Below are 13,885 nucleotides of genomic sequence, written 5' to 3'. Positions count from 1 at the left end.
TTTTTAGATGAGTTTTTAATGCAATTTCCAGATGACGAAAACGGCCAGCTGTTAGCCGAAATAGCCGCTGCAGGCGTCGATTTAAGCAAAATGCAGCAAATCGACTTTTTCATTTTATTTGAGCAACAAGCCGATGCTGATAAGTTTGCTAAAGATATTGTTTCTGATGCATTAGTACAAACCGCTGACGTCGAAAAATGCAAAGACACTGGCGTTTGGGAAGTAATCACTCATGTACAAATGGTACCAGAGCATACATTACTAGGCCAAGCTGAACAGTACCTAGAAAGTATAGCGAATGGCTATAACGGTTACGGTGACGGCTGGGGATTAATGGACGAAGACGCCGCTTAATATATTAAAAATCAGTTAAGTTTAACGACTTAACTGATTTGCCTTTCTAAAACTCCCCTTATAATCAAATAGCTTATCTGCTACTTTCCAACCATATTTTTTACTTTTTCGCGCAATCACAAAGTCAGGGGGCACCAAGTCAAACTGCGCTTTAATTACCTGTTCTGCTGCTTCAAAGTCTGTTGGTTTTTGCCCATGCGCAAGCCGTTTGCCAAATTGTTTATTAAAGATAAACTGACCGCCTTTACTGGCAAGGTTATAAACTTCATCACAACTAGTGCCGTCTTCGTCAAAATAAGTAACTTTGATTAGCTCGTCTTTAAGTTGAGTTACTGTTAGCCCACTACAACGAAGCACTAATGCATCTTTTAAGTTTAGCGCATTACGCAACTTATCGTCAGGATCAGCCATTATAGCGCCGCAGTCGTGGCATTTTCGAGCAGCAATATCGTTTTGCGCACCACATTCCTCACACTCTTTAAATCTAAAACGATAATCGCACTGCTCTTTGCTACCTTCATCGTCTTCTAATAACCCTTGGCAACGTCTACCAAAATGCTCAACAACTTTGCCAGCAGAGTCCGTTTTACCCCAAAATATATTAGCAAACCCACAACCTGGACAAAGTACTTGTACAGGTTCATTATCGCTGTCGCCTTTTTTATCCCCTACTTCAGGGTGAAATAAATTAAAACCATTTCCGGCATAATCAATCACTAAGCAATCGGTTTTAGATTCTGATAATCGTAAGCCCCGACCTACAATTTGTTGGTATAAGCTTACAGACTCTGTAGGACGCAAGATGGCAATAAAATCTACATGTGGCGCATCAAAGCCGGTTGTTAATACAGAAACATTAACCAAATACTTTAACGTTTTACTTTTAAACGCAGAAATGATTTTATCGCGTTCAATATTAGGCGTATCGCCTGTAATTAGCGCGCTTTGGGCTGTTGGTAAGTAGCTTAATATTTCTTGGGCATGCATAACTGTTGCCGCAAAAACCATTACACCTTTGCGCTGCTCGCTATATGCAATCACTTGTTTAAGAATAGCCTGAGTTGCTCGCTCGCTCTTTTTTAAAAGTGCGTTCATATCATCGGCAGTGTATTGGCCAAACGCATTCGTCTCTAGAGACGAAAAATCGTAGTGGTTAATCGCAGCATCAACTTCATTTGGTGGGGTTAAATAGTTATTTTTAATCATGTACCTAAGCGGCAATTCAAATATACAACGTTTAAATGGGCTTTCTGTCGTCCCTTTAACAAAACCATGATAATGGTGATGGTATATCCACCCCATGCCTAAACGATAAGGCGTAGCCGTTAAGCCTAATACTTTTAAATGCGGGTTGTACGCTTGTAATGCACTTATAACTTTGCCGTATTGGCTTTTTTTATCACCATTTACTCTGTGGCATTCATCAATGATAAGTAAAGAATAATGCTCATTGAGTTTATCCAAATTACGCGAAAGTGACTGCACACTGGCAAAAGTGACTTGAAGCGTTAAAGATTTTTCTTTTAAACCTGCTGAAAATATACTCGCCTCTAAACCAAAGCTTTTATATTTTTGTGAATTTTGCTCTACGAGTTCTTTAACATGAGCAAGTACCAATATTTTTTGTTTAGCTATACGAGCAAGCTCAGCAATGACAAGGCTTTTACCTGCACCTGTTGGCAACACAATAACTGCGGGATCATTGGTTTTTCTAAAGTGTAAAACAGTACGCTCTACTGCTTCTTGCTGATAAGGTCTTAATTTATAGCTCATAGGAAAACAATTGGATTTGAATAAGAATACTTTATCTAATAACGGATGACGTTTTTTAGCTTTATTAAAATTATTGGTAGGAAACAAAAAGAGAAGCTGCGCCTCTCTTTTATATTGTTAAGCTAGGTGTTTTTGTAAATCAACATTTTCAAACGCTTTTGGGCGGCGGCCACGGCCAGTCCACTCAATGATTTCACCATCAACTTCAATGCGATATTTAGCTTTAACCTTGGTGCGCTTATCTGCGGATGTGTCTTGTAAATCTTCTAACGTAAGTCCTTTTTCTTTTAAAAGATCCAAAACTTCCTGTTTTGCTTTTTGCTGTTGGGTATATTTTGAAATTGCATCAGTAACTAATTGTTGTGCTTTTTCAAGTTCAGTTAAGGATGCAGTCTTTATAAAAGCTCGAACTTCTTTCATTTATGTCTCTTTAATTTAAAATTATCTAAGTTGTAACGATCACATAATAAGGCATAAATTGTATCCTCTCTATGTAAAAATCATTTAAACAATGATGGTTCACACTCTTGATAAAGTAAACTTTAGAATTTGAACCCTTGGAGTCTGAAACTACAAACCGCATTTAAATGAAAAAACCCTGCTTAAATTCGCAGGGTTTTAAATAGTATAAACTTAACTAAGTTTTGGCTTAGAAGCTTTGAGAAAATCTCATGAACCAGCTACGGCCAAACAGTCTGTAGTTACTTTCATCAGTGTTACCATTGAAAGCAGGCTCAATGTATGGAGGTAACTCATCAGTAAGGTTGGTGATACCAACTGAAATTGTAGTTTTAGACTCAAAGTTATATGTGGCTGTTAGGTCATGGTACATGTAAGAATCTACACCATACTGAACTAGTGGACTATTTTCGTCATCCGGGTTAACAGCCGTAGTACCCCAGTAAAGAAGGTCTTCATACTCGGTCCCGCCAATGTAGTTCATGCTGTAAGCTAAATTTAAGTTATCCAAAGTGTAAGAAACATTTAAATTAACTTTATCTGTAGCGTACGTTGTATCATTTTCAAAGCGACCATTTAAGTCTCTCATTTTGAAAGCGAAATCAGCTGAGTCATAAACTTGGTTTTCACGCTCTAAGAAGTGTGTCCAGCTTAAGACCGAACTCCAAGAACCGTTTAAAGCTTCAAATGAATAGCTAGCTTCGAAGTCAATACCTTTAGCTGTCATACGGCTTAAGTTAGTCGCCTGAGCGCTAAGAAGAGATATCTCGCCGTTTGTACGTTCAACATTAGAACATAAAGACTCGATTCCACCTAAGTAACAACCTCTTAAAGAATCAGATGCACCTACTGAATCAATAACTTCTTCAAGCTCAATTGACCAGTAATCTACAGTGATACCAAGGCCTTCAATGAACTCAGGAGACCATGCTAAACCTAATGTAAAAGTATCACCCTCTTCAGGCTGTAATTCTTCATTACCGCCCACTTTCGCTAACTGCTGAGAGTCAAGGTTGTTACTACCGCCAGCAGGAACACCATCGGCAGTACAGTAACCTTGCTGCGTAGATGTTAATGATGCCCAGTTAGATGTGCTACATGGATCTGTAGCTGATGGGAATGAATCATTTTGTGGTCCGTATAGAGAAGAGATGCCTGGTGCTCTAAATACTGTCCCGTACGTTGCACGAAGTAAAAGATCATCATTAGCTTTCCACTCAAGACCTAGCTGGTAAGTTGTTGATGAATCAAAAGCACTAAAGTCATCGTAACGCACGCCAATTGGCATTTCTACACGCTCAGCGAAAGGTAAGTCTTCTAGTAATGGGATACGGAATTCAGCAAATAAACTATGTACATAGAAGTCACCAATTGTACCTTTACTCTTATTACCTGTTACTTCACCCATAAACTTACCAGAATCGACTTGGCTCTCTAACTCTTCTTTACGGTATTCGTAACCAAAACCACCTGAAACTACACCTGCTGGTAATTCAAAGAAGTCGCCGCCCAAAAACCCAGTTAGAGTTTGTATGGTGTAATTTGATGAATCAACTAACGGTGAAGTAACGTAGTCAAGCATTTCTTGAGTTACAGAACCTGGGCCGCCAAATACGTTCATAGAAACACAGTCAGCAATTGGAGAAGCTTCGGTTCCACAAACGATATTACCAGCATCATCTTGGAAAGATGGACCCATTGCTTTAGCTAAATTTGGCCCATAAAGTTGACCAAAATCAGTACTGATTGTTTGGCTATAACCGTAGTTGTAATTTACGTCATAATACCAACCATCACCAAAGTCACCTTCAAGCCCTAAAACTTGTTGGAATCTAACGATGTCTTGCTCAAAACTACGTCCACCTTCAAGCATGCGTCGGCGTGAACGAGTTACGTCATTGTCAAATGGGTTATAATAGTTGTCTTTCGAAACACCATTAAAAGCGATCATTACAGGATTGCCATCTGCATCTAATACAGTATTACCATCTGCGTCTAATTGCTCATATGTACCACTGTAAGCTGGATCAAAGCGAGTATCGTATGGAACTGCAGCTAACTCTTGACGTGATGTACGCTTGTTAATTCGCGTTTCAGTGTACATACGAGTATCGTCATTAATCTCAAAACCACCTTCAATAAAGAAGTTCAATTTTTTATATGGCGTTTGAAGATAGTTTACTGGTGCATAGTTATAAGTGTCGTTATTTGCTCCACCACCCACATAAGGACGCATATCAGCTGCAGAAGCGATACCACCATCACACGTATCATTAGTAAAACTACCAGCTGTATTAGCTAGATAAAAGTTACCACAAGGGATAGAGCCAGAGCCAACTTCAATTACGTTAGCATTTTCATTTGGCAAACCAATTAATCCGTTCTCACGGAAAGATTTTTCAGCATCATCGCCCCATACCTGCCATGGGAAATTGAAGAAATCAACTTTATCTACATCGCCTTGATATACTTCAGATTGATCAACATAATCTATACCAACAACAATATTACCAGCATCAAAATTCTTACCAGCAACTAAACTAAAACCAACTTGTTTATTTTCTGATACATCAAAAGAACCAGAAGTTTGAGCTTTAAACTCAACGCCTTCAAAATCATCACGAGTGATGATGTTAACAACACCAGCTACTGCATCGGCACCGTAAGTAGCAGACGCACCATCTTTAAGAACTTCAATTCTGTCGATCATTGAAGCTGGGATACCTTGGAAATCAGAAGAAACTGGGCGTCGACCGTTTACAAGTACCAAAGTTCGAGACGAACCTAATCCGCGAAGTTCTACGAAAGTCCCACCGTTACCACCGTTGTTTGTAGTTGTCATTGCCGGTGAACCAGACATCACAGCGCTAGATTGTAGGAATTGCCCAACGTCTTGTATACCTTGATTCTCAAGTTGAACAGAATCAATCACTGTTACCGGTGACGCTGTTTCTAAATCTGTACGTTTAATACGTGAACCAGTTACTTGGATACGCTCAACTTTTGCTGCAGATTCTTCTTCTGCAGCAGAAGAACTTGCTGAAAACGCAGCTGTAGATGCTGCACCAAAAGCGATCGCTAAGCGAACTGCTTTTGAGATTTTGCTATTTAACATTTGATTCTCCCAGGAATACATTTATTAATTATAATTTTTTCAATCTAGCGGCACGTAACTTGTTACAAGACGCCATGATTGTGTTACCAATGATAATACTAGTGAAACAACAAGGTCAACAAGGAATTAACGTTGCATTAATATTTAATTATTACATATGAAAAGAAATTGCTATTACAGGGATAAATACACCACTAAAAACTTGTTTTTATTAAAAAAAAATAAAAGTTAAATATTTCGTTTTTATTAATTATTCAATATGAAATGCAAAAATTTCGATTTAAATGTTTATTAATTTTAACTTTTACGTGATAACTGGCCACTTATTAACCTAAAAGTTGATAAGTGAAAGCTGTCCATTGATAGGTTTTTCTTCTGAACTTGATATTATGGAGTCAATAATTGAATTAGAAATTGGCGTTAATTGGCGCTGCAAATATAGCTGATAATTAAGTACATTTTTTCCATTAAAAATTTCAGCCCCTGACATCGCATAAACATACTCTATAATTTGCCCGCGCCTTACTTCAAAGTCAGGATGTTCTGCCTTGTGTTTTTTTACCGCTTGTACATGTGGTGGAATATTTTTTTCGTAATCGTTTAAATTTCTACCAAGGCGTTTTTTGTAAACAAGTTTTTGATCAAACTCACCGGCAAAAAGTCGCTTAGTATAATCTTTTACTATTTCGTCAAGTTGGGCAATTTCAAACTGTGAATCAAACAAAGCCTCAAATAGCTCTTTTTGAAACTCTTGGGCAAATTCAGTCCAATCACTTCTCACGGTTTCCATACCTTTAAAGACGATTTTAGATTCATCACCTTTTACTATTTTACCAACGTAACGTTTTTTAGAGCCCGTTTTTTTATCGCGAATTGTAGGCATAAAAAAGGGACTGTAATGGGTTTCAAATTCAATTTCTAAATAGCTTTTTAAATTAAAATGCTTCGCTATATGCCGCTCCCACTGATGATTAATATGAGTCATCAATTCATTACCAATTTTATTGCAGCATTGGGCAGTTAAGCTCTCATCCACTTTTACAAAAATTGAGTCTGTATCACCATAAATAACACTGTACCCAAGCTCCTCCATCCATTTACGCGTCGTTTGCATAATTTCATGGCCGCGCAGCGTAATAGAACTTGATAAACGAGGATCATAAAATCGACACCCCTTAGATCCAAGTACACCATATAAGCTGTTCATAATAATTTTAATTGCTTGCGATAACATTGGTTGGTTGGTGTCTTTGGCGTTTTGACGGGTTTTAGTTAAGTATTCAATTAGCTTTGGTAAATGATGCTCACTACGAGAAAACACCGCATTATTAAAGCCATGTATTGCATCATTAGGGGCATTTAACCCTTTTATTAATCCTAGAGGGTCAATACAAAAAGTGCGCATAATAGAGGGGTATAAACTTTTAAAATCTAAAACCAGAATATTTTTATAAAGCCCAGGCAATGAGTCCATCACGTAGCCACCAGGGCTGTCAAAAGACAAACCATGGTCGCCTAAATTAGGGGCTACATAACCACTGCGGTGCAGCAAGGGTAAATACAAATTAGTAAAAGCAGCTACAGAGCCGCCCATTCGTTCAAGCTCTAGACCTGTTAGCTGTGTGCGAACAATAGCAAATTCATATAAGTTTAATTTAGTAAAAATACGATTAACTAAGATACAGTCTTGGCGGTTGTAAGCCGCTAGAGTCAGTTTATCCTCATTAAATTGGCGAATAATTTCGCCTAACCGGTTGTCTGATTGAATTAGCTTGGCTTCACCTAATACTTTTTCGGCAATGTTCCCTAAAGAGTAATTATCGAAGTGGTAAGTCGCATTTTTTAAAGTGTCAATTCCATCAACAACACATCTCCCTGGCAACGTAAGGCGTGTATAGTGCCCCGTATTGATATTAATTGGTTGGTTATCTCTGCCCAATTTAAGGGAAATTCCAAGCGCTTCAGCACGGGCATTAAGTACTGTAAAATCAAACTCTATTACATTCCACCCAATAATAATATCGGGATCATTACTACTTAAATAAGTATGTAATTTTGTAAGTAACTCAAGCTCATCCAAACACCAGTCAATGTTGATTTGTTCACTATGATTGTGTGGTTCACCAATCATTAAAACGCAGTCAAGTCCATTACCAACAAGACCAATTGAAAACAGCACGCCTTCCCCATCACATTCAATATCTAATGACAGCGACTTAAGCTTGGGCGTGTAATCTGTATTTGCTTTCAACTTTGCGTTTTGTATAAGTAAAAAGCCATTTTTTTGACTAACATCTCCAGTAACCCAAACACCACCTCTAATAAAGCGCTCCATTAAAAAGCGATCGCTGTGGCGAATATCACCCTCGTAAACAGTTATGGTGTTTTCAAATAATGTTCGTGCCTTATAAATACTGCTGGTATTATTAAAATAGCAGGCAACACAGGCTTTGCCGTTAAAGTGACTCATTTCAATTGTTTTAAAATTAACACTTATACGTGCTTTATCTAATAACTGCTGGGCATGTTGCTGTTGATCTTGTGAGATAAAAAACACAGCTTGCTGATTTTCAATAACAACTTTAATTGGGCCGTGATCGGATGCAAGCCAATAGCATAGTGTGATCCCCTCACTATGTTTAGACGAATATTGTTGCCTTGATAAAATAAAGCCCTGATAGATTGCTTGTGTCAATGCACGATCCCACTTAATATACACACTGTAATTATATACATACTTTAGGCAAATCATTCCATGCTTTCTGACTCTCTAAAAAAAACTATTAGGCAAGTGCATCAGCATGTGGCTAAAAACCTGAATGATTATAGGCCGCGCAGCAGTCAAAATTACCTTGTTGCAGAAATTGCAAAAACATTGGCTGGTGAGTATCACAAAAAACAACGAATTTGCGTCATAGAAGCTGGCACAGGTACCGGTAAATCACTTGCTTATTGTTTGGGGGCCTTGCCTTTAGCATTGGCACAAAAAAAGAAGCTAGTAATTTCTACGGCTACCGTGGCATTGCAAGAGCAATTAATTGCAAAAGAACTGCCTTTTTTTAAAACACATTCTGGGCTCGACTTTAAGTTTGATTTAGTTAAAGGGCGCCACCGCTATATTTGCGCCCATAAACTACATAATGCTGTTAATGGTGATAGCCAAACTCAAATGGACTTTATGCCAACGCTTACCTCTCCACTAAGTGATATGGAAAGCAAGTGCTTGCAAGGGCTATACGATGCTTACGTAAATAAAAAATGGCAAGGCGATAGAGATAGCTGGGCAGATACAATTCCCGACAGAGTTTGGAATTTAATTGCTTGTGACAAGCATGCTTGTCAGCGCCAAATGAAAGCGCATTTGACTTGCCCATTTCAATTAGCTCGCCAACAACTCATGCAAATGGATGTGCTGGTTATTAATCACTCTTTGCTACTGGCTGATTTAGACTTAGGCGGTGGTAAAATTTTACCCGAGCCAGACAACACTATTTATGTAATTGATGAAGCACACCATTTAGCCCATATAACACGCGATTTTTCGTCTGCTGCAGCAACCATTAAAGGCACAATAGAATGGCTCGATAAGCTCACTAAATTCAGTGGAAAAATGGCAAAAGTGCTAGTAGGACAAAGAGCCATAGGTCAAAACTTTAAGCTTTGCGATAGTATAAACGATGCAAATAAAGACCTAAAAGTAGTGAGAGATATTCTTGATAATGCTGACTTTGAATATTCAAAAGACGACACATACCGTTTCGAACATGGTGAAATACCCAAATCGCTACACAGCAAAGCAAAAGATATAAGCGAAGCCACACAAGATGCACTGCGTTGTTTAAATAAAATGCACGACACCCTTACACAAGATGTGAGCGACGGCGACATAAAACCTTATATTGCCGATCCTATTCTTGCTGAAAGCGGTCACTACATTAATCGTTTAGAACAACTAAATAAATTATGGTTTAGTTATGCCAACAAAGGAGAAGGCATACCCCACGCACGTTGGATAAAGCGCCTTGAATATAAAAGTCATCATGACCACCTTTTAAGCGACTGCCCCATTGAAGTAGGCTACTACCTAAAAGACAAACTTTGGAACGAGTGCGCCGGCGCTGTTTTATGTTCTGCCACATTAAGTGCACTTGGTTCGTTTGACCATTTTGCTTATGAAAGTGGTTTAGCAAAAGAGGAAGGCGTTAAATTTATAAAGGTTCCCTCGCCCTTTGATTACCCAAAACAGGCAACATTACGCATCCCTGTGTCTAAAGTTGAACCTACCGATAAAGACTTTAGCGATCACTTAGCAACCACTTTGCCAGAGTATTTAAGCACTAAAAAGGCAAACTTAGTCTTGTTTGCCTCGTACTGGCAAATGGACCATGTAGCAAAGTTTCTTAGAACAAAAGGTTTTAACTTATTAGTACAAGGTGAGATGTCGAGAGAAGCACTGCTAAAAAAACACAGCCAAAATATTGATAGTGGTAAAGGTAGTATTTTATTTGGTACGCAAAGCCTTTCAGAAGGTCTTGATTTACCTGGTAAATATTTAGAGAACCTCATTATCACAAAAATCCCTTTTGCTGTGCCTACCTCTCCAATAGAAGAAGCGCAAGCAGAATTTGTGCAAAGCAAAGGCGGTAATCCGTTTTTAACAATTACAGTCCCAGATGCTGCTAAGAAATTGGTACAAAGCTGTGGTAGACTGCTGCGAAAAGAGAGTGACGAAGGCTGTATTACTATTCTTGATAGGCGTTTAGTAACCAAGCGCTACGGTAAAGCCATGCTCGACACCCTACCACCATTTAAAAGACAAATAGACTATTAATGTTTGAACTCGCACTCGACCCGACAACTTGGGCAATTTTATGTGCTGTTGCATTGGCAGCAGGCTTTATAGATGCAATAGCCGGTGGCGGTGGCATGTTAACCGTGCCCGCATTACTTACGGCCGGTTTACCACCGCACCTAACATTAGGTACTAATAAACTCGCTGCGAGCTTTGGTTCGTTAACAGCAAGTTTTACCTATTACAAAAAAAACCTTTTTAGCCCCAAATTTTGGTTGGCATCAATTATTGCAACCGCAATAGGCGCGCTACTTGGTACGGTTATTGTTGATTATTTAAGCATCGACTTTTTAAATAAGCTGCTACCAATTATTATTATTATTGTTGCCTGCTATAGCTTATTTGGAAATTTGAGCACCACACAAGGTGATGAGTTACCAAAACTCAACAATGCAATGAAAGTAAAGCAGTGGGTCCAAGGCCTAGCACTCGGTTTTTTTGATGGATTAGCAGGCCCAGGCACCGGCACATTTTGGACCGCGTCTAACGGCATGCTTTATAAAATGAACTTGCTTCTTAATTGCGGTTTAGCCCGCTCTATGAACTTTGTGTCTAACTTTATTTCTCTTATAACCTTTGTAGCTTTAGGCCATGTAAACTTTTTGCTTGGCATAACAATGGGCCTTTTTATTATGTTAGGAGCCTGGTTTGGTGCGCACTCTGCAATTAGGTTTGGTAGTAAATTTATACGCCCTGTTTTTAATACCATGGTTATACTTTTAGCATTAAAACTCATTTACGAGGCTTACTTTTAGCATGCAAGTAAATGCATTAGAAAAACTACAACAGCAAGTTACTTCGCTTAAGCAACAAGCTGAGCAATTTGACAGAGCTAAATTGTTTGCTAAAAACCGTTATATGCAAGCACAGCCTAGCCTATTTGACCGCGCTGTTTTTCAAACTAAAAGCATGAACCTGGTTGATTACGTAAACGAAATAGAAGAAGAAGTAGCAAGCTTACCACCAAGCGATCACCGCCATGCTTATACCTATGCGTTAGAACGTATTGCGTCGCAAGTTCAGGCCGTATTTAATGTCATTAAATCAACACCAATTTGGGAAAAAGAAAATAAAAGCCGCTATAAACCTCGCCCAAAACAAGCTGTTTATAAGCAAGCTGTAAAAAAAGTGATGCAGTCTTCTCATGAACTTTACGACGAGTTAAAACAAAACCATGAGTTTGAACGCCGCTTAATGCTGATGATAGAAGAGCGTAAAATGCAAATGGAAAATGCATCCCCAGCAAAAGCTCAAAAGCTTAACCTTGAAATATTAAGTACTCACGCACGTCTAGGTCGATGCAGAAAAGCCATTTCAGCCACTGAAGATAAAATACAACAAGTAGAAAAACAGCAACTCCGTTAGGGCTTTGTCCATGCAGCTATACTACCACCCTCTTTATTCAAATTTGCCTTTGCCCGAAAAGCACCGCTTTCCAATTCAAAAATATCAACGGCTTAAAACCGAAATAGAACATTTAGGCTTTTTACCAACCGCATTCAAGCAGCCCGCCAAGGCACGCCCCTCGCAATTAGCCTTATGTCATAGCGAGCAATATATTAATAATTTTTTAACTGGGAACTTATCTGATAAAGCGATAAAAAAGATGGGCTTTCCTTATTCGGCTCAATTAGTTGAACGAACATTGCTGTCTGTCGGTGGGAGTATTCAAGCAGCAGAAGAGGCTTTAAAAAGCGGACTAACCTGCAATTTAAGCGGTGGTTATCACCATGCCTATAGCGATTACGGCAGTGGTTTTTGTATATTTAACGATTTAGCCATAGCGGCCACACACTTATTAAATACTCATAAAGTCAAAACTGTGCTGATTTTTGATTGCGACGTGCACCAAGGCGACGGCACAGCGCAGATTATTAATCAGCAAAGCCATAAAAATATCATTACTTGCTCAATTCATTGCGAGCAAAACTTTCCGCGTTTAAAACAGCAATCTGATTACGACTTTTCTTTACCTGCTAAATCTGGCGACGATGAGTATATCGACACATTACAACACGCACTTGCGCTGTGCGTAAGTATCCATCAGCCAGATATTATTCTGTACAACGCGGGCGCAGACATTTACACAAAAGATGAGCTAGGTTTATTAAATGTATCTATTACAGGTGTTTATGAACGAGACCTTTTTGTTCTTGATTTTTGTAAGCAACATAACATTCCCCTTATGTGTGGTTTAGGCGGCGGTTACCAACGTAATTTAGACAGCTTAATCAATGTGCATAAACAACTATTTAAAGCGGCTATCGATTTATAACAATCCTTAGTATAGACTTACTTAAATGGAACATAACAAAGCGGTAGGAACATGCGATTACACGACGATATACATAACTATTACGAAAAAATTGTTGTTGAAGAAATCATAAAACGAAAACTAGACGAAAAATATGACGACGACGTTATGGCCGACTTTTGCTGTACCGTGTTAAACCAACTGCCACCTCGTTACATTCGTTACGACGTAGATATGGCGTTTTATTTACCACAAGCTGAACGCATACACATGGAAGAACGTGTTCAAACCGCTATTGATGTGGCTATTAGTCAAATATCTAAAAAGAAAAATTTAAATGACCAACCCTCTTGAGGAAGCGCCAACGCATATTAAGCTCGCTGTTGATTTAATTATGATACTGGAACAACACAACGTAGAGCCTGAAGAAGTCTTAAAAGCGCTCGATATAGTAAAAAGTGACTTTGAAAAGAAGCTAGTTAACAACTAGCTTTATTCAACTGTGTCTACTTCATACACAGTGACCGCTCCGTCACGTTTAGTGCAATCAATTTTAATTTCGCCAAATGTTCTTCTAGCTGATGTTGACCTTCGGCAAGTCATGTTTTGAGCTTTAACACCAAACTGCTTAATGTAGAGCGCAACAATTGCATCTATTTGCTGCTTCTCTTCTAATGTTGCAGCGGCATAGAAAGTATCATATTGATATGACCAATTTTCAACGCCAGCTTCTGCAGCTACACCTAACCACCCCATGCCAAGTTTGGTTGATTGATCCAAATATTGACCTTTTAAAAACATAAACGCTAGGGTGTATTGTGCGCTTTTATACCCAAGTGTTGCAGGCTCTTTTAAATCATTAAAAGCTTGCTCGTACAGCCCATTTTTATAGGCTTTAATACCGTTGTATTCTTTTTTCTTCATTGTATTATCGCTGTATAAAGTAACTGGGGTCGACCCACACCCACTCAATAAACTCACAGCCAAAATTACTGTAGCCAGTAAACACCTAACCATAACTAATCCTTTATTATTTTTAATATGCGAGTACCGAATCTGGCTTACACTCTTCGTAAAG

12 protein-coding genes are annotated in these 13,885 nt (G+C 38.7%); 7 read left to right on the top strand and 5 right to left on the bottom strand.

From position 1 onward, the window contains the following. The first annotated feature begins 18 nt into the window (after nucleotides 1-18). The gene (locus PS1M3_RS05360) at nucleotides 19-354 is read left to right on the top strand and encodes a ribonuclease E inhibitor RraB (protein WP_008129315.1); all 336 of its coding nucleotides are present in this window, start codon (nucleotides 19-21) and stop codon (nucleotides 352-354) included. Nucleotides 355-375: 21 nt separating this feature from the next. Here PS1M3_RS05360 and PS1M3_RS05355 read toward each other — a convergent pair whose 3' ends face one another. From PS1M3_RS05355 to PS1M3_RS05340, 4 genes are all read right to left on the bottom strand, one after another. After that, nucleotides 376-2,127: a DEAD/DEAH box helicase gene (locus tag PS1M3_RS05355; RefSeq protein ID WP_203986633.1), complete on the bottom strand. Its 1,752-nt coding sequence runs from the start codon at nucleotides 2,125-2,127 to the stop codon at nucleotides 376-378. Between the two features lie 117 nt (nucleotides 2,128-2,244). Beyond that, on the bottom strand, nucleotides 2,245-2,547 hold the full coding sequence (locus PS1M3_RS05350; protein WP_006794071.1) for an H-NS family nucleoid-associated regulatory protein: 303 nt from the start codon (nucleotides 2,545-2,547) through the stop codon (nucleotides 2,245-2,247). Between the two features lie 229 nt (nucleotides 2,548-2,776). Next, nucleotides 2,777-5,701 (bottom strand): TonB-dependent receptor domain-containing protein, encoded by a 2,925-nt coding sequence (locus PS1M3_RS05345; RefSeq protein ID WP_008129311.1) that lies wholly within the window; start codon nucleotides 5,699-5,701, stop codon nucleotides 2,777-2,779. Nucleotides 5,702-6,032: 331 nt separating this feature from the next. Further along, complete coding sequence (locus tag PS1M3_RS05340) at nucleotides 6,033-8,396, bottom strand: DNA polymerase II (protein ID WP_203986630.1); 2,364 nt, start codon at nucleotides 8,394-8,396, stop codon at nucleotides 6,033-6,035. 60 nt (nucleotides 8,397-8,456) lie between these two features. Between PS1M3_RS05340 and dinG the strand changes: the two genes are divergently transcribed. Genes dinG through PS1M3_RS05310 form a run of 6 tightly spaced genes read left to right on the top strand, consistent with a single transcriptional unit; the run spans nucleotide 8,457 to nucleotide 13,297 of the window. Next, complete coding sequence (gene dinG, locus PS1M3_RS05335) at nucleotides 8,457-10,532, top strand: ATP-dependent DNA helicase DinG (protein WP_008129309.1); 2,076 nt, start codon at nucleotides 8,457-8,459, stop codon at nucleotides 10,530-10,532. Continuing rightward, a complete protein-coding gene (locus PS1M3_RS05330; RefSeq protein WP_138740120.1) occupies nucleotides 10,532-11,308 on the top strand; it encodes a TSUP family transporter in 777 nt (258 codons plus the stop codon). The genes dinG and PS1M3_RS05330 overlap by 1 nt, the downstream gene beginning before the upstream one ends. 1 nt (nucleotide 11,309) lies before the next feature. Then, nucleotides 11,310-11,918 (top strand): primosomal replication protein, encoded by a 609-nt coding sequence (locus PS1M3_RS05325; protein ID WP_008129307.1) that lies wholly within the window; start codon nucleotides 11,310-11,312, stop codon nucleotides 11,916-11,918. 10 nt (nucleotides 11,919-11,928) lie between these two features. Then, nucleotides 11,929-12,828, top strand: a complete 900-nt coding sequence (locus tag PS1M3_RS05320; protein WP_138740119.1) for a histone deacetylase — start codon at nucleotides 11,929-11,931, stop codon at nucleotides 12,826-12,828. Nucleotides 12,829-12,879: 51 nt separating this feature from the next. Beyond that, nucleotides 12,880-13,161 (top strand): late competence development ComFB family protein, encoded by a 282-nt coding sequence (locus PS1M3_RS05315; RefSeq protein WP_006793580.1) that lies wholly within the window; start codon nucleotides 12,880-12,882, stop codon nucleotides 13,159-13,161. Beyond that, the gene (locus tag PS1M3_RS05310) at nucleotides 13,145-13,297 is read left to right on the top strand and encodes a YbaM family protein (protein WP_008129305.1); all 153 of its coding nucleotides are present in this window, start codon (nucleotides 13,145-13,147) and stop codon (nucleotides 13,295-13,297) included. Before PS1M3_RS05315 ends, PS1M3_RS05310 begins: the two co-directional genes overlap by 17 nt. A gap of 2 nt (nucleotides 13,298-13,299) precedes the next feature. On the opposite strand, the gene PS1M3_RS05305 is transcribed toward PS1M3_RS05310, so the two are convergent. Next, on the bottom strand, nucleotides 13,300-13,824 hold the full coding sequence (locus PS1M3_RS05305; RefSeq protein ID WP_138740118.1) for a sel1 repeat family protein: 525 nt from the start codon (nucleotides 13,822-13,824) through the stop codon (nucleotides 13,300-13,302). Between the last annotated feature and the right edge of the window lie 61 nt (nucleotides 13,825-13,885).

Source organism: Pseudoalteromonas sp. PS1M3, from assembly GCF_016865405.1.
Taxonomy (GTDB): Bacteria; Pseudomonadota; Gammaproteobacteria; order Enterobacterales; family Alteromonadaceae; genus Pseudoalteromonas; species Pseudoalteromonas marina.
Note: the sequence above shows the minus strand (reverse complement) of the source record. Positions and strands in the feature narration are given on the sequence as shown.